We start from the raw sequence: 21,788 nt of genomic DNA, 5'->3' as shown, positions 1-21,788 counted from the left end.
CGCCCCGTCGCGGCCTCGCAGGCTCGGCCGCGGGGCCACTCGACCTCCCGACACACGCGCGGCACTCGTTCCTCGTGCCCCGCTAGTGTCGTGACATGAACCTCGTCGACTGGGACTTCGCCGTCACCGTGGGAACCCGGGTGGCCGGACCGGGGCCGGACGTGTCGCCCGACGAGGCGGCCGCGGCGGTCCTGGAGCTCCGCGAGGGTGCGACCCGCTCGACCCCGCTGGTCCGTGAGTTCACCGGCCTCCACACCGAGGCCGGCACCGCGCCCGTGCTGGTGGTGGACCGCAACGGCTGGCTGCGGGCCAACGCGGACGGCTTCGCCAAGCTCCTCAGCCCTGTCGTCGACAAGCTGGTCGAGAAGAAGGGCCCCCCGTCCGCCTTCGCCGAGGCGATCGGCACCAGGGTCACCGGCGCCGAGGTCGGCCTGATGCTGGGCTTCCTCAGCAGCAAGGTGCTCGGGCAGTTCGACCCGTTCCACGACCCCTACGGACGGCTGCTGCTCGTGGCGCCCAACATCGTCCACGTCGAGCGCGAGATCGGCGCCGACCCCACCGACTTCCGGCTGTGGGTGTGCCTGCACGAGGAGACCCACCGGGTGCAGTTCACCGCCAACCCGTGGCTCGGCCAGCACCTGATGACCCAGATGCACTCGGTCGCCGACACCCTCGAGCCGAGCGCGCTGCTCGACGGGCTGCGTCGCAGCGCGGAGGTGATCCGCGGCGGCGACAGCAGCATCATCGACCTCGTCTCCTCGCCCGAGCAGAAGGAGATCCTCGACCGGGTCACCGGAGTCATGTCGCTCCTCGAGGGCCACGCCGACGTCGTGATGGACGGGGTCGGCCCCACGGTCATCCCGTCGGTGGCCGAGATCCGCCGCAAGTTCAACCAGCGCCGCAAGGGCGTCGGCTCCCTCGACAAGCTGCTGCGCCGCCTGCTCGGCCTGGACGCCAAGATGGCGCAGTACCGCGACGGAGCCGTCTTCGTGCGCCACGTCGTCGACAAGGTCGGCATGGACGAGTTCAACGCCGTGTGGACCGGCCCCGAGACCTTGCCGTCCCGGGCCGAGATCACCGACCCCGACGCCTGGATCGCCCGGGTGCTGTGACGCTCCATCCCTCGGTCGCGGCGGTCCGGCTGCCGGTCCGTCGGACGCTGGCCCGCCTCGAGGGGAGCGGTGACGGTCGCGGGACCGTCGCGGTGGCCTGCAGCGGGGGAGCGGACTCGCTCGCCCTCGCCTCCGCCGCCGTCTTCGAGGGGCACAAGCTCGGCCTGCGCGTCGTCGGGGTGACCGTCGACCACGGCCTGCAGCCCGGCTCGGCCGCGCAGGCCGCCCGCGTCGTCGACCAGCTCGCGACGATGGGTGTCGACGAGACGCTCACCGCCCGCGTCTCCGTCGACGCCGCGTCCGGGCTCGGGCCGGAGGCCGCCGCCCGGGAGGCGCGGTACGCCGTCCTGGAGCAGGTCGCCGAGCACGTCGGGGCGCGGGTCGTGCTGCTCGGCCACACCCTCGACGACCAGGCCGAGACGGTGCTCCTCGGCCTCACGCGCGGCTCGGGGGGCCGGTCGCTGCAGGGCATGCGGCCGTCCTTCGACGTGTTCGCGCGCCCGCTGCTCGGCGTACGCCGTGCTGACACCGTCACCGCCTGCCTGGTGGAGGGGCTGGAGGCCTGGGAGGACCCTCACAACTCCGACCCGGGCTACACCCGGGTGCGGGTGCGCGACCGGGTGCTCCCCGTCCTCGAGGCCGAGCTCGGCCCCGGGATCGCGGAGGCCCTCGCCCGCACCGCCGACCAGCTGCGCGAGGACACCGTGCTGCTCGACCGCCTGGCCGCCGACGTCCTGTCCGCGGCTCACCGCGAGGACGGCCTCGACATCGCCCTCCTCGCCGCCGCGCCACCGGCGCTGCGCCACCGCGCCGTCCACCGTGCCGCGCTCGGCGCCGGAGCACCCCCGTCCGAGCTGACCCGCGAGCACGTCCTCGCCGTCGACGAGCTCCTCGTGGGCTGGCGGGGCCAGAAGTGGATCGACCTCCCCGGCCCGCTCCGCGCCCTCCGCCGCGACGGGCTGCTGGTCATCGAGGCTCCCTGAGACCCTAGGCTGGCGCCCATGGACTCGTCCCACGTGGAGAACGACCTGGTCAACATCCTCTTCACCGAGGAGCAGATCCAGCAGCGACTGGCCGAGATGGCCCTCCAGATCACGGAGGACTACGAGGGACGCGACCTGCTCGTCGTCGGCGTGCTGCGTGGCGCCGTCATGGTGATGGCCGACCTCGCCCGGTCGATGCCGCGGCACCTGGAGATGGACTGGATGGCCGTCAGCTCCTACGGGTCCGGCACCAAGTCGAGCGGCGTGGTCCGCATCCTCAAGGACCTCGACACCGACATCAGCGGCCGCGACGTGCTGATCGTCGACGAGATCATCGACACCGGGCTGACGCTCAGCTGGCTGGTGAACAACCTCTCGAGCCGCAGCCCCGCCAGCGTCGAGATCGCCACCCTGCTGCGCAAGCCCGAGGCGCTCTCGATGCCCGTCGAGCCGAAGTACGTCGGCTGGGACATCCCCAACGAGTTCGTCGTCGGGTACGGCCTCGACTACCGCGAGCGCTACCGCAACCTGCGTGACATCGGCACCCTCGCCCCCCACGTCTACTCCTGAGCGTGCGCGCCGCCGACCGCGAACGGGTCGCCCCGCTTCACCCCGCCTGAAAGAATGTGGGCCCCGGCGACGTGTAGCGTCGCCTCCTCACCTCCGAATCGCTGAAAGTTGCCTGTGAAGCGCATATTCAAGGGTCCCTGGCTGTGGATCGTCCTGTCCGCCTTCGCGGTGCTCCTGGCGATCCAGTTTCTCGCGCCCAGTGACGGCTACGACGAGGTCAACACCTCGACGCTGGCCGGCTACATTGACGACGGCAAGGTCGAGAAGATCACCTTCATCGACGGTGACCAGGAGATCCAGGCCACCCTCGACGAGGGCACCCGCGACGAGGGCGACAAGGTGGTCGCCTACTACATCCAGGGTGAGCAGGAGACGCTGCTCGACGCGGCCAAGCAGGCCAAGGCCGACGGCACGCTGGAGAGCTACAACTCCAAGAACCCGCAGCCCAGCTTCCTCGGCTCGCTGCTCGCCACGCTGCTGCCGTTCGCGCTGATCATCCTGCTGTTCATCTTCCTGATGAACCAGGCGCAGGGCGGGGGCGGCCGCGGCGTCATGCAGTTCGCCAAGTCCAAGGCCAAGCTGATCACCAAGGACATGCCGAAGACGACGTTCAGCGACGTCGCCGGCTGCGAGGAGGCGATCGAGGAGCTCGGCGAGATCAAGGAGTTCCTCACCGACCCGGCCAAGTTCCAGGCCGTCGGCGCGAAGATCCCGAAGGGCGTGCTGCTCTACGGCCCGCCCGGCACCGGCAAGACCCTCCTCGCGCGCGCCGTCGCCGGCGAGGCGGGCGTGCCGTTCTACTCGATCTCCGGCTCCGACTTCGTCGAGATGTTCGTCGGTGTCGGCGCGAGCCGCGTGCGCGACCTCTTCGAGCAGGCCAAGGAGAACCCGCCGGCCATCGTCTTCATCGACGAGATCGACGCCGTCGGCCGCCACCGCGGCGCCGGCATGGGCGGCGGCCACGACGAGCGCGAGCAGACGCTCAACCAGCTGCTCGTCGAGATGGACGGCTTCGACGTGCGCGGCGGCGTCATCCTCATCGCCGCGACCAACCGTCCCGACGTGCTCGACCCCGCGCTGCTGCGACCGGGTCGCTTCGACCGCCAGGTGCAGGTCGACGCCCCCGACCTCAACGGCCGCCACCAGATCCTCAAGGTCCACTCGCGCGGCAAGCCGATCGCGCAGGACATCGACCTGCTCAGCATCGCCCGCCGCACGCCCGGCTTCACCGGTGCCGACCTGGCCAACGTGCTCAACGAGGCCGCGCTGCTCACCGCGCGCAGCAACAACAAGATGATCACCGACGAGTCCCTCGACGAGGCGATCGACCGCGTCATCGCGGGTCCGCAGCGTCGTACCCGCCTCATGAGCGAGCGCGAGAAGCTCATCACCGCCTACCACGAGGGCGGCCACGCCCTGGTCGCCGCGGCACTGCCCGGCACCGACCCGGTGCACAAGGTGACGATCCTGCCGCGCGGACGGGCGCTGGGCTACACGATGGTGCTGCCCGACCGCGACAAGTACTCCCAGACGCGCAGCGAGATGCTCGACTCGCTCGCCTACATGCTCGGCGGCATGGCTGCGGAGGCGCTGATCTTCCACGACGTCACCTCCGGTGCCGGCAACGACATCGAGAAGGCCACCAACCTGGCCCGCGCGATGGTGACGCAGTACGGCATGACCGAGCGCCTCGGTGCGGTCAAGCTGGGCGACAGCAACTCCGAGCCCTTCCTGGGCCGCGACATGGGCCACACCCGCAACTACTCCGAGGAGACCGCCGCCGCGGTCGACGAGGAGGTCAAGACCCTGCTGGGCCACGCCCACCAGGAGGCCTTCGAGATCCTCGAGACCAACCGCGACGTCCTTGACGCGCTGGTGCTGGCCCTGCTCGACAAGGAGACGCTCGACAAGGCCGAGATCGCCGACATCTTCGAGCCGCTGACCAAGCGCCCGACCCGTCCCGCGTGGACCGGGTCGCCCGAGCGCGTGCCCTCGACGATCCCGCCCGTGGACATCCCTCAGGAGATCCGCGACCGGGCCCACGCCGGCGCCGTCGCGGACGACTCGGAGTCCGGGGCGATCCTGACGCCGCCCGGCGCGGGCGGTGACATCCACGGCTCCCCGCAGCCCGGTGTCGACACCCCTGCGCCGCCCCACCCGGACGCGCCGTGACCGACCCCGTCACCGTGCCGGAGCGCGCGCCCGAGGACGTGCCGGCCTTCGACCACGACAGGGCGGAGGCCGCCGTCCGCGAGCTGCTGGCGGCGCTCGGCGAGGACCCCGACCGCGAGGGCCTGCGGGACACCCCCGCTCGGGTGGCGCGGGCCTACGCGGAGCTCACGCAGGGCCTGAGGCAGCGGCCCGAGGACGTCCTGACCACCACCTTCGACCTCGGCCACGACGAGATGGTGCTGGTGCGTGACATCGAGCTGTGGTCGATGTGCGAGCACCACCTCGTGCCGTTCACCGGGGTCGCCCACGTGGGCTACATCCCGGCCGAGACCGGCAAGATCACCGGCCTGTCCAAGCTCGCGCGGCTGGTCGACGTCTACGCCAAGCGGCCGCAGGTCCAGGAGCGCCTGACCACCCAGGTCGCCGACGCGCTGATGGACATCCTCGAGGCGCGCGGCGTGATCGTGGTGATCGAGGCCGAGCACCTCTGCATGACCATGCGCGGCGTCCGCAAGGCGGGCGCGCGAACCATCACGTCCGCCGTGCGCGGCCAGATGCACAACGCGGCCACCCGGGCCGAGGCCATGGCCCTGATCCGCTCGGGCACCAGGTGAGCGAGGGCGTGCGCCCCGTCACCCGGTCCACCCGGGTGATGGGGATCGTCAACGTCACGCCCGACTCGTTCTCCGACGGCGGCCGCTGGGCCACCACCGAGGCGGCCGTGGCCCATGGCCGGCACCTCGTGGAGCAGGGTGCCGACGTCCTCGACATCGGCGGCGAGTCGACCCGTCCGGGGGCGACCCGCCCGCTGGTCGCCGAGGAGCTGGACCGCGTCGTCCCGGTCATCCGCGAGCTCACCGGCGACGGTGCGGTCGTGTCGGTGGACACGATGCGCTCCGAGGTCGCCGCCGCGGCCATCGACGCCGGCGCGGCGATCGTCAACGACGTCTCCGGGGGGCTCGCCGACCCCCGGATCCTCGACGTCGTCGCCGACAGCGACGCCTCCTACGTCGCCATGCACTGGCGCGCCCACGCCGACCGGATGCGCGACTTCGCCGACTACTCGCCGGACGGTGTCGTGGCGTCCGTACGCCGCGAGCTGGGCGAGCGGCTCGACGCGGTCCTGGCCGCCGGCATCCCGCGCGAGCGCGTCGTCCTCGACCCCGGTCTCGGGTTCGCCAAGAAGCCCCGCCACAACTGGGAGCTGCTGGCCGCCCTCGACACCCTGCGCGAGCTCGGCTGCCCGCTGCTCGTGGGCGCGAGCCGCAAGTCGTTCCTCGGCTCGCTGCTGGCGGTCGACGGCGTGCCGCGGCCGGTGGACGAGCGCGAGCACGCCCATGCCGCCCTGGTCGCCCTCCTGGCCGGCCAGGGGGTCGACCTGCTGCGCGTCCACGACGTACGGGCCACGCGCGACGCGCTCGCCGTCGTGGCTGCCCTGGACCCCTCCCGGAGGAGCGCGACATGACCGACGAGCTGTCCGTGACGGGCATCGAGTGCTTCGCCCACCACGGCGTCTTCGACTTCGAGAAGCGCGAGGGCCAGGTGTTCGTCGTCGACCTCGTGCTGGGCATGGACACCCGCGCCGCGGCCGCCTCCGACGACCTGGCCGACACCGTCAACTACGGCACGCTGGTGGCGGACGTGAAGGCTGCCGTCGAGCGCGACCCGGTCGACCTGATAGAAACCGTCGCTCAACGCATCACCGATGTGTGCCTGTTGGACACTCGTGTTGAATGGGCGCGAGTCACGCTGCACAAACCTGATGCCCCCATCGACGCGACGTACTCGGACGTCGCGCTGACGATCACCAGAACGCGAGGCAACGCTCATGACTGAGACTCCCAATCCCCACATCGTGGACGCCGACTCCCTCACCGGGGAGATGCACCCGATCCGTCGGGTGGTGCTCGGCCTGGGCTCGAACCTCGGCGAACGCCTGGCCTCCCTGCAGGGCGCGGTCAACGCCCTTGCGGACACCCCGGACTTCTTCGTCACGGGCGTCTCGCCGGTCTACGAGACGGAGCCCGTGGACTCCCCCGACGACGCGCGCCCCTACCTCAACGCGGTCCTCCTCGCCGACACCACGCTCCCCGCCGCCCGGCTGATGGAACGCGCGCTGGCGATCGAGGACGCCTTCGACCGCGAGCGCAGCGACATCCGCAACGCCCCCCGCACGCTCGACGTCGACCTGATCGTCGTCGGCGACCGCCGCTCCAACGAGGACTTCCTCCGGCTGCCGCACCCCCGTGCCCACGAGCGCGCCTTCGTCCTGCAGCCGTGGTACGACCTCGAGCCCGACGCGGTCTTCCCCGACCGCGGCCCGATCGCCGAGCTGCTCGACGCCTCCGACTCCTCGGGCGTGAAGAGGCGCGAGGACCTCACCCTCGAGGTCGAGTGAACACCCCACGACCTTCTGCTCCTCCGCTTCGCTCCTCCGCAGAAGGCCGCGGGGACCCCGAGTGAGCAGGGCCGCGTGAGCGGGTCCGGCCCGGACGCGCCGGACGAGGAGCCCGACGAGCCGCGCGGGACGCTCCACCCCACCTCGGCCCGCGCCCTGACGGCGTGCATCGTCGTCGGTCTGGCGCTCGGGTGGGCGCTCCACCCGGTGGTGGGCGCGGTGTCCGGCAGTCCGCCGCTGGTGTCGTGGGCGCAGGCGCTGGTGCTGGTGATGGTCGCCGCGATCATGGGCTTCCTCGCCTGGCACACCTGGCAGACCGTCCACGTGCGGGGCCAGCGGCTCGAGCCGCACCAGGCCGTCAACCGGCTCGTGCTCGCCCGGGCGTGCGCCCTCGCCGGCGCCGCGGTGACCGCCGGCTACGTCGGGTACGCCGTGAGCTGGCTGGGCGACGAGTCGCAGAACTCCGACCGCTGGATCCTCCGCTCGCTGGTCGCCGCCGCCGGTGCGGCGGGGGTGACGCTCGCCTCGCTGGCCCTGGAGCGTGCGTGTCGCGCGGACGGCGGGCGGTCGCAGCCCTAGTCTGGGCGCCATGCCTTCCCAGCAGCCCCAGCCGTCACAGGCGTCCCGCACGCCTGCTCGTCGCCGCCAGCGCAGCACGCGCCTGGCCGTGGCCGTCGCGCTCCTCGCCGTCGGCGCCGCGCTGGTGATCGCCGCGCTCGCGTCCTCGTCGGCCGGCCTGACGGCCGTCGCCGCCGTCGTGGCCGTGCTCGCCGGGGCCGCCGCCACCCGGATCACCCACTCCGAGCTCATGCAGGCGCGCCGCGACGCCGCGCGCGACCGGGCCGAGCAGGCGCAGGAGTACCGCGCCCTCACCGAGCGTCGTACCGCCGAGTCCGCGGCCTTCGCCGCCGACATGCGCCGCAAGATCAGCGAGCGCGAGGAGGCCATCGACGTCCTCGAGCGCGCCCTCTCCAGCGCGCAGAAGAACGCTGCCGAGCAGACCCTCAAGCACGGCCGGGAGGCCCGTCGTGCCGACGCCGCCGAGCGCGGCCGCGACGAGGCCGAGCGTGGCCGCGAGGACGCCGAGGGCCGTGCCGCCGAGGCGATCGTGGTCGTCGCCGAGCTCGAGGCCGAGATCGACGTCCTCCGCGCCGAGCTGGACTCCCTCCGCGCCGCCGCCGCGCGCCGCAACCACAGGAGCGCCTGAGCCTCCCACCCGCCGTGAGCGGTGAGTGGGACACCTTTTCGACGCCGAGAACCTGCGTCACGCACCGCCGACCCCGTCCTGTGCGGGCGAGCGGTGAGTGAGGCAGGTTTTCTGCTGCCAGAACCTGTCTCACTCACCGCCCGGTCGGGTCGACAGTCCGTACGGAACAATGGCCGCTCGTGATCCCCGAGGACAACCGGTTCGAGAGCGACCCCTCCGACGCGCTGCCCGACGACCCGGGACTCCCCGCGGGCTGGGTCGCCGAGACGCCTGACGGTGACGACGCCGCGACCGTCGAGCGGCTGACCGAGCTGCTGCGCGACCACGAGCGCGCAGGTCGCGGCTGGGCCGGCTCGGGCGAGGACGAGGTCCGGGTCGAGGTCTCCGAGCGCGGCCTCGCGATGCGCGAGAACCTCGTCGTGCGCGACCCCGACGGCACCATCCAGGCGTGGGGGAGCGTCCACGACCGCGCGGAGGGCCGGATGCTCTTCGTCCACATCGTCGGCCGCGACGTCGACGAGCGGGCGGCCGACCGGTGCAGCGAGGTCCTGTTCGAGTGGGCCGAGGCGCAGGCACGAGCGGTGGGCGCGGCACGCGGGATCGCCGAGCAGCAGATCGACACGGGTTCCTTCGCCGACGACGAGCGGCAGCACGGCTGGCTGGCCGACGCCGGCTTCGAGCGGGTGCGCACGTGGTGGCAGATGAGCCGCTCGGTCGAGGCCGCGGAGGCCGAGCTCGTGCCCGATCCTGCGCGCTGGGAGCGCAAGGGGGTCGTCTTCCGCCTGGTCGAGCGGCAGGGCGGGCAGGACTCCAGCGGGATGCCCGACGAGGGCGACCTGCGCGCCGTGCACGACGTGCTCGAGGGCGCGTTCACCGACCACTTCAACTCCGCGGAGGAGACCTTCGACGAGTTCATCCACCGGCTCCGCGAGGACCCGGGCCACCGCTGGGACCACTGGTGGCTGGCCGAGATCGTCGACGAGGAGGGCGGCGAGCCGGAGGCCGCAGGCGCCCTGGTCGGCACGGTGAGCGAGTCCGGCACCGGCCCCGACGGGTCGTACGTCGCCTACCTCGGCGTGCTGGAGTCCGCGCGGGGTCGCGGCGTGGCCACCGGCCTGCTCCGCACGATCATCGCCGACGCCGCGGCGCGCGGCCGCGACCGCGTCGGCCTCGAGGTCGACGCCGACTCACCGACCGGCGCGGACGGCCTCTACACGGCGATGGGCTGGGGCACGAAGTACGTCACGGAGTCCTGGCACAAGAACGTGACCGTCACCTAGGTCGACGATCTTCGCACCCGAGTCTCCCGCCTGTCGGCCGAGATCTGGTGTGACAAGCGGGAGACTCCCCGGATATCCGGTGACTCCAGCTCCACGTCGGCGGAGCGCGGAGCGCGGCGCTACCGCAGCGACTCGCGCAGCGCCCGGTGGACGCCGGCGGGCGTGAGCACGCCGAGGAACGTCGGCCCGCGGCGCACCCCGACCATCGGCTTGTCGTCGCGGAGCATCGCCGCGAGGGCGTCCTCGAGGGAGGAGTCGATGTCGATCGCCGAGCCGAGGTCGCCGGTGGAGACGCCGTCGAGCGGCTCGAGGTGCTCCTCGCGGAGCCGGGTCACGGTGAGGGTGCGGAGGCCGCCTGAGCCCACGAAGTCGGCCACCTGCTCGTCGGCGGGGTGGGCGAGCAGCTCGCCCGGGGTGGCGTACTGGGCGAGCCGGCCGCCCGCGGCGAACACGGCGACGCGGTCGCCCATGCGGATCGCCTCGTCGATGTCGTGGGTCACCAGCACCACGGTCTTGCCGAGCTCGTCCTGCAGCCGGCGGAACTCGTCCTGGAGGCGGCCGCGGACGATCGGGTCGACGGCACCGAAGGGCTCGTCCATCAGCAGCACGGGCGGGTTGGCCGCCAGCGCCCGGGCGACGCCCACGCGCTGCCGCTGCCCACCGGAGAGCTCGTGGGGGTACTTGCGGGCGTACTGCGCCGGCTCGAGGCCGACCGTGTCGAGCAGCTCGTGGGCGCGCTGGCGCGCGGTGGCCTTGGACTCGCCGTAGAGCAGCGGCACGGTCATCACGTTCTGCTCGATGCGCTGGTGGGGGAACAGGCCGATCTGCTGGATGACGTAGCCGATGCCGCGGCGCAGCTCGACCGGGTCGGCGTCGGTGACGTCCTGCCCGTCGAGCCAGATGCGGCCGGTGGTCGGCTCGATGAGCCGGTTGATCATCTTGAGCGTCGTCGACTTGCCGCAGCCGGACGGTCCGACGAGGCAGACCATCTCGCCGCGCGCGACCTCGAGGTCGAGCTCGTGGACGGCCACCGTCCCGTCGGGGTAGGTCTTGCCCACACCTTCGAGCCTGATCATCGGCTCGTCACCCCGTGTAGCGTCCATGCGGTGACCTTACTGGGGGCAGCCGACGAGCCCAGTTGCTACAGCCGGCTCGTCAACGACTGGGTCTGTGCCGACTACGTGGCCGACCGGCAGCAGGAGATCGTCGACGCGACGCTCCAGCACATCGGCATCACGGTCGTGTCGGTGCTGCTGGGCCTCGCCATCGCGTTCCCGCTCGCCCTGCTCGCGCGACGGCTGCCGCGTCTCGAGGCGACGATCCTGGCGATCACGACCGGCATCTACACGATCCCGTCGCTGGCGCTCTTCCCGCTGCTGGTGCCGTTCACCGGCCTCTCGGCGACGACGGTCGTGATCGGGCTCGCGCTCTACGCGCTGACCATCCTGGTGCGCAGCCTGCTCGAGGGCCTCCGGGCCGTGCCCGACGACGTGCGCGAGTCGGCGACCGGCCTCGGCTACGGCCGCGGCGGCCTGCTGATGCGGATCGAGCTGCCGCTGGCGCTGCCGGTCCTGATGGCGGGCCTGCGGGTGGCCACGGTCTCGACGGTCGCGCTGACGACGGTCGGCTCGCTGGTGGCGTACGGCGGGCTGGGCAACCTGATCAAGGACGGGGTGCTCACCAACTTCCGCGCCGAGCTGTTCACGGCGTCCGTGCTGTGCGTGCTGCTCGCCGTGCTGCTCGACGTCCTCCTGGTGGTGCTGCAACGGGTGCTCACGCCCTGGACGAGAGGAGTACGCGCATGACGGTCTTCGGCGACATGTGGGCCTACCTCACCGACGGCGGCAACTGGACCGGCAGCGACGGCATCGCCGCGCTCCTGGCCCAGCAGCTGCTGCTCACGGTCACGGCACTGCTGATGGCGATGGTGGTCGGCCTGCCGATCGCGCTCTGGCTGGGGCACCTCGGGCGCGGCGGATTCCTGGCGATCAACATCTCCAACGTCGGCCGGGCGATCCCGACCTTCGCGCTGCTGGCGCTGCTCGTGGTGGCGCCGTGGCCCGGCACCGCGGAGCTCGGTCCCTACGGTCGCGCCGGGCTCGCCACGCTCATCGCGCTGACGCTCTTCGCGCTCCCACCGATCATCACCAACTCCTACGTCGCCATGCGCGAGGTCGCGCCCGACGTGCGCGAGGCGGCCCGGGGCATGGGCATGACCGGCGCGCAGCGCTTCTGGCGCGTCGAGCTCCCGCTCGGGCTGCCGCTGGTCGTGTCGGGGCTCCGGCTGGCGCTGGTGCAGGTGTGGGCCACCGCGACCATCGCCGCGCTGGTGGCCGGGCCCGGGCTCGGGCAGATCATCACGGACGGGTTCTTCCGGTCCAACTACGGCAAGGGCATCGCGGGAGCACTGGTCGTCGCCGCCGTCGCGCTGGTGCTCGAGCTGCTGGCCGCGATGGCGCAGCGGGCCGCCGACCCCACCCGGAGGGGTGCGCGCACGGGCGCTCGGACGGACGCGCTGTCGGTGAACACCGCTACCGTGGACGAGCCCGCCGAATCCGTCGGCTGACGACGCACCTCCGGACACGCGCAGCCACCGCTGCGGGACACAGAAGGAACACCATGCACATCGCACGCTCGCTGGCCGCGGTCCTCGCCGCCGGCGCCCTGGCGCTCACCGGTTGTGCCGGTGACGACCTCTCCAACGACAACGCCTCCGACGACGCCAGCTCCTCCGGGGGCGGCGACAAGGGCTCGGTGACCATCGCCGGCCAGAACTTCCCCGAGGCCACGCTGGTCGCCTCGATGTACGAGCAGCTCCTCGAGGACGCCGGCTACACGGTCGACACCAAGCTGGTCGACTCGCGCGACGCCTACATGCCCACCTTCCCCGGTGACGTCGACATCGTCCCGGAGTACGTCGGCGGCATCGTCAACTTCCTCAACACCCAGGCCAACGGCGACAAAGCCAAGCCGTTCGAGGCCGGTGACGGCCAGCAGCTCGCCGACGACGGGGCCGACCTGCTCGACGAGGCCGGCATCGAGCTCCTCGACCTCTCCCCGGCCACCGACACCAACGCCTTCTTCGTCACCCAGGACTACTCCGACTCCGAGGGCGTGACCACGCTGTCCGACCTCGAGGGCAAGAGCGTCGTGCTGGCCGCGGCGCCCGACTGCGAGGGTCGCCTCGACTGCGAGGGCGGTCTGTCCGACGACTACGGCATCGACGTCACCAAGGTGCTCGAGCTCGGCTACGCCTCCGACCAGACCTACCAGTCCGTGATCAGCGGCGAGTCGCAGCTCGGTGAGACCTCGACCACCGACGGCACGCTCGAGTCGCAGGGCCTGGTGGTCCTCGACGACGACAAGCAGATCCAGCCGGCGCAGAACCTCGTGCCGGCCGTGTCCGCCGACTTCCTCGCCGACCACGAGGACGTCGCCGACATCCTCAACCCGCTGATGGCGGCGCTCACCACGGAGAACCTCACCGAGATGAACGGTCAGATGGCCGTCGACCGCGCCAAGCCCGAGGACGTCGCCAAGGAGTTCCTGGAGTCCGAGGGGCTGCTCGGCTGAAGCCGGCTCAGACCTCGTGGTCCCGGAGAGCCAAGGCCTCCGGGGCCACGGTGGTCTCGTCGAGCACCGAGGGCGGCACCGACAGCCGCCAGGCGCCGGTCGCCATGTCCTGCACGCGGGGGGCGGGGCCGTCGAGAGTGGCCACCCACTCCATGAGCGCTGTGACGTCGGCGCGGCGGTCCTGCTCCACCAGCCAGCCGGCGAGCCGGTGCACCGGCGGCAGGCCGCTGTGCACGAGCGAGCGCCGGCCCCAGAGCTCGAGCACCCCCGACCGCAGCAGTCGCCACCACTCGGGGGTGCAGCCGGGCACCAGCAGGAAGTAGCGCCAGAGGTCACCGGCCAGCACGCGGTCCACGAAGACGGACTCGACCTCGGTCGACCCGTGGTCCCGCACCGAGGCGAGCGACATCCGCTTGGTCTCCCAGCGGTCGGCGAGGTCCGGCAGCGACGAGGCCCGCGTCTGGGTAATCGAGCCCTCCCGGATCCGCCAGTGGTAGACGACCTCGTCGAGCACGTCGAACCTGCCCTCGAGGAACGCCCGCGTCGTGGTGGGCTGGTCCTCGTAGCGCACGCCCTCGGGCCACGACAGCCCCTGGCCGTCCCACCACGACCGGCGGAAGACCTTGTTCCAGGCGAAGACGTCGCCCAGGACCTCCGGCCGGTCCTCGACCCGGGCGCCCCGCACCGGCCGGTGGAGGCGGCGCATCCACGGCGGCTCGACCAGCCGGTCACCCTCCCAGCGCACGATCGAGCCGGTCGCGAAGTCGGAGCCCGAGTCGTCGAGCGCGCCCACCAGGTCGGCGTACGCCGTGGGCGGCAGCACGTCGTCGGAGTCGAGGAAGGCGAGGTAGTCGCCCCGCACGTGCTGCACGCCGAGGTTGCGGGCGGCGCCGAGGCCGCCGTTGACGGAGTGCACGACGCTGATCCGGTTGTCGCGGCGCGCCCACGCGTCGGCGAGCTCGCCGGTGCGGTCGGTCGCGCCGTCGTCGACGATCACCGCCTCCCAGCGCCGGTGCGTCTGGGCGAGGAGCGAGCGCACGCAGTCGTCGAGGTAGTCCTCCACGCCCCACGCCGGGATCACCACCCCGAGGAGCGGTGCCCGGGAGAAGAGGCGCTTCATGGGCGACGACCCTAGGACACCGGCCGTCGGGCAGGTCGCCGGTAGGCTGCCCGCCGTGACCGAGCAGCCGAGAGCCATCGACGAGATGAACCCCGACGGAGTGCCGCGGAAGGTCCTCTTCGTCGCCGGCGCCGGCCGCAGCGGCACCAGCACGCTGGCCGGGATCGTGTCGCGGCTCGGCATGCACGTGCCGCTGCCCGAGGTGCCGCCGGACGACTCGAACCCGCGCGGCTTCAGCGAGCCGCAGTGGGTCGTCGACGTGCACGACGAGTGGCTGCGCGAGGCGCTCGTCCAGGTCAGCGACAGCCGACCTGAGGCATGGTTCGACACGGGCCGCATCTGCAGCCGCGAGCCCGCCCGGAACCGGGTCAGCGAGTGGCTCGAGCCGCACTTCGCCGAGCACCCCGAGCTGGTGGTCAAGGACCCGCGGTTGAGCTGGTTCCTCGGCCTGTGGCGCGTCGCCGCCATCCGCACCGGCGCGACCCCGGTCTTCGCCACGATGCTGCGCCCGCCCGCCGAGGTGGTCGGCTCGAAGCAGAAGTACTACGCCAACAAGCTCGGCTCGGCGCACCTCGCGGCCAGCTGGGTCAACATGCTGCTCCACACCGAGCGCGCCACCCGCAGCGTCGAGGGCGTGGGTGAGGCCGACGCCGGGCAGGGTCGCGTCTTCGTGCGCTACGAGGACCTGCTGACCGACTGGGTGAGGACGACGACGGCGCTCGGCCACGCGCTCGACCTCCAGACGATCATCCACACCCGCAGCGACCAGATCCGCGAGGTGCACCGCTTCATCGACCCCAACCTGCGCCGGGTCACCGCCACGCTCGACGACCTCGCGCTGCCCAAGCGGCTCCACGACCTCACCGGCCAGACGTGGGAGGAGCTCAACAAGCTCGCCGACGAGGGCGGCGACACCGCGGCCGCGCACGAGACCTTCGACCAGCTCCGCTCGGAGTACGTCGACCTCTACGAGGAGGCGGCGGCGATCAGCCGCTCGAGCTCCGAGCACGCCCGCCACCTGGCCCGCCGGCGGGCGCAGCACGAGGCCGCTGCCGAGGGCTCCTCGCGGTCGCTCGCCGACCGCGTGCCCCACGACGTACGCGCCGCGATCCCGCCGTCGGTGCGCCGCGGCGTCCGCAAGGCCCTCGGGCGCGAGCGGGACGCCCAGCCGTGACCATCCCGATCGGCTCCGGCCACGGCCTCACCAACATCGAGGGCCACACGGATTACGACATCGTCTGGCCCTGGAACCAGCCCGGCGGGCTGCGGCGCGGCGCGACCGCCGTGCTGCGGGTCAAGAACGAGGCCCCCGGCCTGCGCTTCGTGCTGCCGCCGCTGCTCCGGGCCTGCGACCACGTGCTGCTCGTCGACAACGGGTCGGACGACGGCACCGGCGAGGAGGCCCTGCGGGTCGCGGCTGAGCACGGCCTGTCCGACCGGTTCACCCTGAAGGCCTACCCGTTCGAGGTGGCGCGCGCCGGCGCCGAGCACCTCGCGGTCAACGAGCGCTCGGTGCACTCGCTCGCCTACTTCTACAACTGGTGCTTCTCCCACGTCCGCACCCGCTACTCGTGGAAGTGGGACGGCGACATGGTCCTGACCACCGAGGGCGAGGTGTCCATGGCCGACCTGTCCTGGCAGGTGGGGATGGCCGAGGCCGTCATCCGCTTCCCGCGCCACGGGCTCTACATCGAGTCGGACCGCAAGGCCTACCTCGACCTCGGCCTGCGCAACATCGAGGAGTGGGGCTTCCCGATGAGCCCCGACTACGTCTACACCAAGGCGCCGGAGTGGGAGATCCGCACGACGCCCGACCGCATCGAGATGTTCGCGCTGCCGCAAGGGCTGTGCGTCGAGCTCAAGTGGCTCGACGGCGACGAGTTCGCGCACTGGACCAACCCGGAGTCCTTCGCCACCTCCATCCGCAACCGGCGCAAGCGACGCGAGTGGCTGGTCTGGAACGCCCTCCACGACGGCCAGGTGCCCGAGGGAGTCGTCGAGATCGAGGCGCCCGAGGGCGTGCACGTGGTCGACCACGTCACCCACGCCTGGCTGCCCCGCGCGCCGCGCCCCTTCGTCGTCGACGACCCCGACCACGCGAAGCTGCACCTGCGCGCCTGATCCGGGGCCGGCCGTGAGGCGGTTCACACCGCCGCCCGGGACTATCGGTCCGGTGTCGTGGGGTTCCAGCCGTCGCGCCCACGACGTACGACGAAAGGCTCCGCCATGTCCGAGAACCACCCGCAGATCGCACCCCCCGCCAAGCGACGTACGCCGCTCCTGATCGGCGTCGCCGTCCTCGCGGTCCTCGCCATCGTGGCGGGCTTCCTCTGGTCCCGGGGCGGCGACGACGCCGGCGCGGCCGGCGGCGAGGAGCGCGAGAAGGTCGTGCTCGGCACCGTGGGCGCCAGCGACCCGTACTGGCAGGTCCTGGTCGACGCCGCCGCCGACGAGGGCATCGACCTCGAGGTCAAGGACTTCGCCGACTACACCCAGCCCAACCCCGCGCTGAGCGAGGGCGAGCTCGACATCAACCAGTTCCAGCACATCGTCTACCTCGCGGAGTACAACGTCGCGAACGACGACGACATCGTGCCGCTCGGCTCCACCGCGATCTACCCGCTGGGCCTCTACTCCCAGAAGGTCGACTCCGTCGACGAGATCCAGGACGGCGACACCGTGGTCGTCCCCGACGACGACAGCAACCAGGCCCGTGCCCTGCTGATCCTCCAGTCGGCCGGCCTCATCACGCTGGAGGACGGCGGCTCGATCTACTCCACGCTCGCCGACATCGACCAGGCTGCCTCCAAGGTCGAGGTCAAGGCGATCAAGGCCGACCTCACCCCCACCTCGCTGCCCGACGTGGCCGCCGCGGTCATCAACAACGACTTCGTCGAGAAGGCCGGCCTCTCCTTCGAGGACGCGCTGGCCACCGACGACGTCGAGGACCCCAACGCGCTGCCGTACGTCAACATCTTCGCCGTCCGCGCCGAGGACCGTGACGACCCGACGCTGCTCAAGCTCGTGAAGGTCTACCAGGACACCCAGGCCGTGCTGGACGGCGTGCAGGACGTCTCGGGCGGCACCGCCGAGCTGGTGAAGATCCCGCAGGAGGAGCTGCAGGCGTCGCTGGACGACGTCGAGGCCGACACCGCGGCGCAGAAGTGACCCGACGCTGACAGGGGAGGAGCCCACGATGCCGCTCGTCGAGCTGAGCGACGTGCACAAGACGTTCCCGGCCGCACGCGGCCGGACGCCCGTCGAGGCGATCCGCGGCGTCGACTTGACGGTCGAGGCCGGCGAGATCGTCGGCATCGTGGGCTACTCCGGCGCCGGGAAGTCCACCCTGGTGCGGCTGATCAACGCGCTCGAGACCACCACCTCCGGCAGCGTGAAGGTCGGTGGCCGCGAGATCACCGGCCTGAAGGAGCGCGAGCTCCGCGAGGTGCGGCTGGGGATCGGGATGATCTTCCAGCAGTTCAACCTGTTCCGCTCGCGCACCGTGTGGGGCAACATCGCCTACCCGCTCGAGGTCGCCGGCGTCGCGAAGGACGAGCAGAACGCCCGGATCTCCGACCTGCTCCACTTCGTCGGCCTCGCCGACAAGGCCCACAGCCACGTCGAGGAGCTCTCGGGCGGGCAGAAGCAGCGCGTCGGCATCGCCCGCGCGCTCGCCACCAACCCGAAGCTTCTGCTCGCCGACGAGTCGACCAGCGCCCTCGACCCGGAGACCACCCAGGAGGTCCTCGCCCTCCTGCGCCGGGTCAACCGCGAGCTCGGCATCACCATCGTGGTGATCACCCACGAGATGGACGTCGTGCGCAGCCTCGCGCACCGCGTCGTGGTGATGGAGGCCGGCCGCATCGTCGAGGAGGGGCCGGTCGTGCAAGTGCTCTCCGACCCCCAGCAGCCCGTGACCCGCCGCTTCGTCGCGACCATCGTCGACGACGAGCCCGACGCCGAGGCCCTCGCCGCCCTCCACGCCCGGCACACCGGTCGCTTCGTGAAGCTCGCCTTCCGCGGGGACGACGTGCGCCAGAGCGACGTCTTCGCGCTGCTCCTCGAGCGCGGCGTGCGCTTCGAGCTCGTCTTCGGCGGCATCGAGGAGGTCCAGGGCGAGACCTTCGGCAACCTCACCCTCGCCCTCGACGGCGACCCCGCCGCCGTGGACGCCGCCGTCGACGCCGTACGGGCGCTCGTCCCCGCGAAGGAGCTGCCGCGATGACCGACTCCAACATGAGCCAGCTCTGGCCGCTCTTCTGGGACGCGGCCTGGGAGACCCTCTACATCGTCGCCATCACGCTGACGCTCGGCGGCTTCCTCGGCCTGCTGCTGGGCCTCGGGCTGTACGTCACCCGCGGCGGGGGCCTCTACGCCAGCCGCCCGGTCAACCTCGTGCTCAACGTGCTGGTCAACTTCTTCCGGCCGATCCCGTTCGTCATCTTCATCGCGGCCGTCCAGCCACTCGCCCGGCTGGTCGTGGGCACCGGCATCGGCAACCCGGCCATCATCTTCGCCCTCACGCTGGCCGCCGCGTTCGGCATCAGCCGCATCGTCGAGCAGAACCTCGTGACGGTGGACCCCGGCGTCATCGAGGCCGCGCGCTCGGTCGGGGCCAGCCGGGCCCGCATCGTGCGGACCGTCGTGCTGCCCGAGGCGCTAGGTCCGCTGGTCCTGGGCTACACCTTCGCCTTCGTCGCGCTCGTCGACATGACAGCGGTCGCCGGAGTCATCGGTGGTGGCGGGCTGGGCAACTTCGCCCTGCAGTACGGCTTCCGGCAGTTCGACACCGTCGTCACCTGGACCGCGGTCATCGCGATCGTGGCGCTCGTGCAGGTCGTCCAGCTGGCCGGCAACACCGCCGCACGCCGGATCCTGCGCCGCTGACCGATATCTGAGGACGTCGTGGACGGGATCGGGCCGCATCCCCGACCGCCGCGTCCTCAGATACCTGCCCGAGCAGCGGCGAGTGGCCTTCGTCACGCCGCCGTCCCGTTCCCACCGCGGAATCCGCGGGCGTACGCTCGATGTTGATCGCAGTAGATCGGTACCCGCCCACGGGACTGAAACGAAGAGGTCATCACATGACGCACGACCCTGTCCTCCGCACGGTGTCGCACCCGACGTTCGGCGTCGGCGTGATCGGCGCCGGTCGAGTCGGCGCCGTCCTGGCCGCCGCGCTCCGGGCCGCCGGCCACGACGTCGTCGCCGCCGCCGGCGAGTCCGACGCCTCGCGCGGTCGCATCGACGAGCTGCTGCCCGGGGTCGTCCCCGCCAAGCCGACCGACGTCGCGCGCTCGGCCGACCTGCTGCTGCTGACCGTCCCCGACGACATGCTGTCCAACGTCGTCACCATGCTCAGCGCGAGCGGCGCGATCCACGAGGGCCAGGTGGTCGTGCACACGAGCGGCCGGCACGGCCTGGCCGTGCTCGAGCCGGCCCGCGAGGTCGGGGCCCGCACGATCGCCCTGCACCCGGCGATGACCTTCACCGGCACCGCCGTCGACCTGCCCCGGCTCGCCGGCTGCGTGTTCGGCGTGACGGCCGACGACGCCGACCGCGAGCTCACCGAGTCATTCGTGGCCGACCTTGGCGGCCGCCCGATGTGGGTCCCCGAGGACCGCCGCACGCTCTACCACGCCGGCCTTGCCCACGGCGCCAACCACCTCGTCACCCTCGTCGCCGAGGCGATGGAGATCCTCTCCGCCGCCGGCGCCGAGGACCCCGCCGCGACGCTCCGCCCGCTGCTGACAGCGGCCCTCGACAACGCGCTGGAGGACGGCGACGCCGCCCTCACCGGACCGATCGTGCGGGGTGACGTCGAGACCGTCCGCGCGCACGTCGCCGACCTCCGGGCGACGGCCCCGCAGACGCTGCCGTCGTACCTCGCCATGGCGCGAGCCACCCTGGGACGTGCGGTCACCGACGGTCGCCTGCTGCCCATCCGCGCCACCAAGATGCTCGGCGTCCTCGACGCCGCCGACGCCCCGGACCCGCTCGACCGGCAGGCTCGATGACCACCACCCCCGCCCTCGCGTCGACCCGCGAGGAGCTGGCCCGGCTGCTCGCCGGCGCCCGCCGGGCAGGCGAGCCCGTCGCCTTCGTCCCGACCATGGGCGCCCTGCACGACGGCCACGCCAGCCTGATGCGGGCCGCCCGCGCGGCCACGTCGGGGCCGGTCGTCGTCAGCATCTTCGTCAACCCGATGCAGTTCGCCCCGACCGAGGACCTCGACCGCTACCCGCGCACCCTCGACGCCGACCTCGAGGTCTGCGCCGCCGAGGGCGTCGACGTGGTCTTCGCCCCCAGCGTCGAGGAGATGTACCCCGGCGGGTTCAGCCACGAGTCGGTCCACGACGGCGTCACCGTCGCCCCCGGTGCGCTGGCCACGATCCTCGACGGTGCATCGCGCCCGGGCCACTTCGACGGCGTGCTGACCGTCGTGGCCAAGCTCTTCGGCCTGGTCCGCCCCGACGTCGCGGTCTTCGGGCAGAAGGACTACCAGCAGCTCGTGCTGATCCGCCGGATGGTCCGCGACCTCTGCCTGGGCATCGAGGTCGTCGGGGCCGAGACGGTCCGCGAGCCCGACGGCCTGGCCCTCTCCAGCCGCAACCGCTACCTCGACGCCGGCCAGCGGGAGGCCGCGGTGGCCCTCAGCCGGGCGCTCCGTGCCGCGCAGGAGCGGGCGCCGTACGGCGTCCCTGCCGCGCGCTGGGCAGCGATGTCGGTGCTCAAGGCCGAGGCGGGCCTCGAGCTGGACTACCTCGCGCTCACCTCGCCCGACCTCGGCGCGCCGCCCGAGACCGGCGAGGGCCGCATCCTCGTGGCTGCGCGGGTCGGCACCACCCGGCTCATCGACAACATGCCCCTCACGTTCGACCGCATCACCCCCGATGCGACACCGGCGGGGACCGCGTCCGCGGCCTCGACCACCTCTGGAAGGAGCAGCTGATGCTGCGCACGATGATGAAGTCCAAGATCCACCGCGCCACCGTGACCCAGGCCGACCTGCACTACGTCGGGTCGGTCACCGTCGACGAGGACCTGCTCGACGTCGCCGACCTGCTGGCGGGCGAGCTCGTCCACATCGTCGACGTCACCAACGGCGCCCGCCTCGAGACCTACACGATCGCCGGCGAGCGTGGCTCGGGCGTCATCGGCATCAACGGCGCCGCCGCCCGGCTGGTGCACCCGGGCGACACGGTCATCCTCATCGGCTACGGCCAGATGGACACCGCCGAGGCCAAGGCGTTCGAGCCGCACGTCGTCTTCGTCGACGCCGACAACAAGATCATGGGCACCGGCTTCGACCCCGCCGACACCTTCGGCGACGAGTCGTTGTCCCGCGGCGACCTCGTCGCTCGATAGCCTGC

Annotated in this window: 24 protein-coding genes; 22 read left to right on the top strand and 2 right to left on the bottom strand. The window is 72.1% G+C overall.

The window, feature by feature from the left end; all coding sequences use genetic code 11:
* Positions 1-95 precede the first annotated feature (95 nt).
* From AC3A3L_RS05505 to AC3A3L_RS05455, 11 genes are all read left to right on the top strand, one after another.
* Entirely contained in the window at positions 96-1,112 is a 1,017-nt protein-coding gene (locus AC3A3L_RS05505; RefSeq protein ID WP_487639006.1) for a zinc-dependent metalloprotease, read from the top strand.
* A complete protein-coding gene (tilS, locus tag AC3A3L_RS05500; RefSeq protein ID WP_487639005.1) occupies positions 1,109-2,095 on the top strand; it encodes a tRNA lysidine(34) synthetase TilS in 987 nt (328 codons plus the stop codon). Before AC3A3L_RS05505 ends, tilS begins: the two co-directional genes overlap by 4 nt.
* Positions 2,096-2,113: 18 nt before the next feature.
* Positions 2,114-2,665 carry a hypoxanthine phosphoribosyltransferase gene (gene hpt, locus AC3A3L_RS05495; RefSeq protein WP_254181019.1) on the top strand — a complete coding sequence of 184 codons (552 nt, stop codon included), beginning with the start codon at positions 2,114-2,116 and terminating at the stop codon, positions 2,663-2,665.
* Positions 2,666-2,779: 114 nt separating this feature from the next.
* Positions 2,780-4,837 carry an ATP-dependent zinc metalloprotease FtsH gene (gene ftsH / locus AC3A3L_RS05490; RefSeq protein ID WP_487639004.1) on the top strand — a complete coding sequence of 686 codons (2,058 nt, stop codon included), beginning with the start codon at positions 2,780-2,782 and terminating at the stop codon, positions 4,835-4,837.
* 38 nt (positions 4,838-4,875) lie between these two features.
* Positions 4,876-5,451: a GTP cyclohydrolase I FolE gene (folE, locus tag AC3A3L_RS05485; RefSeq protein ID WP_487639828.1), complete on the top strand. Its 576-nt coding sequence runs from the start codon at positions 4,876-4,878 to the stop codon at positions 5,449-5,451.
* A 38-nt stretch (positions 5,452-5,489) separates the two neighbouring features.
* Positions 5,490-6,302, top strand: a complete 813-nt coding sequence (folP, locus tag AC3A3L_RS05480) for a dihydropteroate synthase (RefSeq protein ID WP_487639827.1) — start codon at positions 5,490-5,492, stop codon at positions 6,300-6,302.
* Positions 6,299-6,673 (top strand): dihydroneopterin aldolase, encoded by a 375-nt coding sequence (folB, locus tag AC3A3L_RS05475; protein ID WP_487639003.1) that lies wholly within the window; start codon positions 6,299-6,301, stop codon positions 6,671-6,673. Before folP ends, folB begins: the two co-directional genes overlap by 4 nt.
* Positions 6,666-7,235 (top strand): 2-amino-4-hydroxy-6-hydroxymethyldihydropteridine diphosphokinase, encoded by a 570-nt coding sequence (gene folK, locus AC3A3L_RS05470; RefSeq protein ID WP_487639002.1) that lies wholly within the window; start codon positions 6,666-6,668, stop codon positions 7,233-7,235. Before folB ends, folK begins: the two co-directional genes overlap by 8 nt.
* Before the next feature lie 75 nt (positions 7,236-7,310).
* Positions 7,311-7,814, top strand: a complete 504-nt coding sequence (locus AC3A3L_RS05465; RefSeq protein ID WP_487639001.1) for a DUF3180 domain-containing protein — start codon at positions 7,311-7,313, stop codon at positions 7,812-7,814.
* A 10-nt stretch (positions 7,815-7,824) separates the two neighbouring features.
* Complete coding sequence (locus AC3A3L_RS05460) at positions 7,825-8,442, top strand: hypothetical protein (protein WP_487639000.1); 618 nt, start codon at positions 7,825-7,827, stop codon at positions 8,440-8,442.
* Between the two features lie 179 nt (positions 8,443-8,621).
* On the top strand, positions 8,622-9,722 hold the full coding sequence (locus tag AC3A3L_RS05455; RefSeq protein WP_487638999.1) for a GNAT family N-acetyltransferase: 1,101 nt from the start codon (positions 8,622-8,624) through the stop codon (positions 9,720-9,722).
* 119 nt (positions 9,723-9,841) lie between these two features.
* Here AC3A3L_RS05455 and AC3A3L_RS05450 read toward each other — a convergent pair whose 3' ends face one another.
* Positions 9,842-10,825 carry an ABC transporter ATP-binding protein gene (locus tag AC3A3L_RS05450; protein WP_487638998.1) on the bottom strand — a complete coding sequence of 328 codons (984 nt, stop codon included), beginning with the start codon at positions 10,823-10,825 and terminating at the stop codon, positions 9,842-9,844.
* 3 nt (positions 10,826-10,828) lie between these two features.
* On the opposite strand from AC3A3L_RS05450, the gene AC3A3L_RS05445 reads away from it, so the two are divergent.
* Genes AC3A3L_RS05445 through AC3A3L_RS05435 form a run of 3 tightly spaced genes read left to right on the top strand, consistent with a single transcriptional unit; the run spans position 10,829 to position 13,295 of the window.
* Positions 10,829-11,527, top strand: coding sequence for an ABC transporter permease (locus AC3A3L_RS05445; RefSeq protein WP_487638997.1), 699 nt, complete (start codon positions 10,829-10,831; stop codon positions 11,525-11,527).
* Positions 11,524-12,288 carry an ABC transporter permease gene (locus tag AC3A3L_RS05440; protein ID WP_487638996.1) on the top strand — a complete coding sequence of 255 codons (765 nt, stop codon included), beginning with the start codon at positions 11,524-11,526 and terminating at the stop codon, positions 12,286-12,288. Before AC3A3L_RS05445 ends, AC3A3L_RS05440 begins: the two co-directional genes overlap by 4 nt.
* 53 nt (positions 12,289-12,341) lie before the next feature.
* Complete coding sequence (locus AC3A3L_RS05435; protein ID WP_487638995.1) at positions 12,342-13,295, top strand: ABC transporter substrate-binding protein; 954 nt, start codon at positions 12,342-12,344, stop codon at positions 13,293-13,295.
* Between the two features lie 7 nt (positions 13,296-13,302).
* Here the strand turns inward: AC3A3L_RS05435 and AC3A3L_RS05430 are convergent, their stop codons facing one another.
* Entirely contained in the window at positions 13,303-14,415 is a 1,113-nt protein-coding gene (locus AC3A3L_RS05430; protein WP_487638994.1) for a glycosyltransferase family 2 protein, read from the bottom strand.
* 55 nt (positions 14,416-14,470) lie between these two features.
* On the opposite strand from AC3A3L_RS05430, the gene AC3A3L_RS05425 reads away from it, so the two are divergent.
* The 8 genes from AC3A3L_RS05425 to panD all read left to right on the top strand — a co-directional run bounded on the left by AC3A3L_RS05425 (position 14,471) and on the right by panD (position 21,783).
* Positions 14,471-15,589: a sulfotransferase family protein gene (locus AC3A3L_RS05425; protein WP_487638993.1), complete on the top strand. Its 1,119-nt coding sequence runs from the start codon at positions 14,471-14,473 to the stop codon at positions 15,587-15,589.
* Complete coding sequence (locus tag AC3A3L_RS05420) at positions 15,586-16,536, top strand: hypothetical protein (RefSeq protein ID WP_487638992.1); 951 nt, start codon at positions 15,586-15,588, stop codon at positions 16,534-16,536. The genes AC3A3L_RS05425 and AC3A3L_RS05420 overlap by 4 nt, the downstream gene beginning before the upstream one ends.
* 105 nt (positions 16,537-16,641) lie before the next feature.
* Positions 16,642-17,583, top strand: coding sequence for a MetQ/NlpA family ABC transporter substrate-binding protein (locus AC3A3L_RS05415; RefSeq protein ID WP_487638991.1), 942 nt, complete (start codon positions 16,642-16,644; stop codon positions 17,581-17,583).
* 28 nt (positions 17,584-17,611) lie between these two features.
* Positions 17,612-18,640 carry a methionine ABC transporter ATP-binding protein gene (locus tag AC3A3L_RS05410; RefSeq protein WP_487638990.1) on the top strand — a complete coding sequence of 343 codons (1,029 nt, stop codon included), beginning with the start codon at positions 17,612-17,614 and terminating at the stop codon, positions 18,638-18,640.
* Positions 18,637-19,302: a methionine ABC transporter permease gene (locus tag AC3A3L_RS05405; RefSeq protein ID WP_487638989.1), complete on the top strand. Its 666-nt coding sequence runs from the start codon at positions 18,637-18,639 to the stop codon at positions 19,300-19,302. The genes AC3A3L_RS05410 and AC3A3L_RS05405 overlap by 4 nt, the downstream gene beginning before the upstream one ends.
* A gap of 197 nt (positions 19,303-19,499) precedes the next feature.
* The gene (locus AC3A3L_RS05400; protein WP_487638988.1) at positions 19,500-20,432 is read left to right on the top strand and encodes a Rossmann-like and DUF2520 domain-containing protein; all 933 of its coding nucleotides are present in this window, start codon (positions 19,500-19,502) and stop codon (positions 20,430-20,432) included.
* Complete coding sequence (panC, locus tag AC3A3L_RS05395) at positions 20,429-21,367, top strand: pantoate--beta-alanine ligase (protein ID WP_487638987.1); 939 nt, start codon at positions 20,429-20,431, stop codon at positions 21,365-21,367. Before AC3A3L_RS05400 ends, panC begins: the two co-directional genes overlap by 4 nt.
* A complete protein-coding gene (panD, locus tag AC3A3L_RS05390) occupies positions 21,367-21,783 on the top strand; it encodes an aspartate 1-decarboxylase (protein ID WP_487638986.1) in 417 nt (138 codons plus the stop codon). Before panC ends, panD begins: the two co-directional genes overlap by 1 nt.
* Positions 21,784-21,788 lie beyond the last annotated feature (5 nt).

The sequence above is a fragment of the Nocardioides sp. Soil_C_8 genome, from assembly GCF_057656315.1.
The sequence above is the reverse complement of the archived record's forward strand: the minus strand, read 5'-3'. Positions and strand labels throughout refer to the sequence as shown.

Bases quoted from the DNA above. Each gene is read 5' to 3' on its own strand.
- folB (WP_487639003.1), top strand. From the start codon at position 6,299: ATGACCGACGAGCTGTCCGTGACGGGCATCGAGTGCTTCGCCCACCAC.
- AC3A3L_RS05505 (WP_487639006.1), top strand. From the start codon at position 96: ATGAACCTCGTCGACTGGGACTTCGCCGTCACCGTGGGAACCCGGGTG.
- AC3A3L_RS05450 (WP_487638998.1), bottom strand. From the start codon at position 10,825: ATGGACGCTACACGGGGTGACGAGCCGATGATCAGGCTCGAAGGTGTG.
- AC3A3L_RS05440 (WP_487638996.1), top strand. From the start codon at position 11,524: ATGACGGTCTTCGGCGACATGTGGGCCTACCTCACCGACGGCGGCAAC.
- panD (WP_487638986.1), top strand. From the start codon at position 21,367: ATGCTGCGCACGATGATGAAGTCCAAGATCCACCGCGCCACCGTGACC.
- folP (WP_487639827.1), top strand. From the start codon at position 5,490: ATGGGGATCGTCAACGTCACGCCCGACTCGTTCTCCGACGGCGGCCGC.
- panC (WP_487638987.1), top strand. From the start codon at position 20,429: ATGACCACCACCCCCGCCCTCGCGTCGACCCGCGAGGAGCTGGCCCGG.
- AC3A3L_RS05410 (WP_487638990.1), top strand. From the start codon at position 17,612: ATGCCGCTCGTCGAGCTGAGCGACGTGCACAAGACGTTCCCGGCCGCA.
- folK (WP_487639002.1), top strand. From the start codon at position 6,666: ATGACTGAGACTCCCAATCCCCACATCGTGGACGCCGACTCCCTCACC.
- AC3A3L_RS05435 (WP_487638995.1), top strand. From the start codon at position 12,342: ATGCACATCGCACGCTCGCTGGCCGCGGTCCTCGCCGCCGGCGCCCTG.
- AC3A3L_RS05460 (WP_487639000.1), top strand. From the start codon at position 7,825: ATGCCTTCCCAGCAGCCCCAGCCGTCACAGGCGTCCCGCACGCCTGCT.
- AC3A3L_RS05405 (WP_487638989.1), top strand. From the start codon at position 18,637: ATGACCGACTCCAACATGAGCCAGCTCTGGCCGCTCTTCTGGGACGCG.
- AC3A3L_RS05415 (WP_487638991.1), top strand. From the start codon at position 16,642: ATGTCCGAGAACCACCCGCAGATCGCACCCCCCGCCAAGCGACGTACG.
- hpt (WP_254181019.1), top strand. From the start codon at position 2,114: ATGGACTCGTCCCACGTGGAGAACGACCTGGTCAACATCCTCTTCACC.
- AC3A3L_RS05400 (WP_487638988.1), top strand. From the start codon at position 19,500: ATGACGCACGACCCTGTCCTCCGCACGGTGTCGCACCCGACGTTCGGC.
- AC3A3L_RS05430 (WP_487638994.1), bottom strand. From the start codon at position 14,415: ATGAAGCGCCTCTTCTCCCGGGCACCGCTCCTCGGGGTGGTGATCCCG.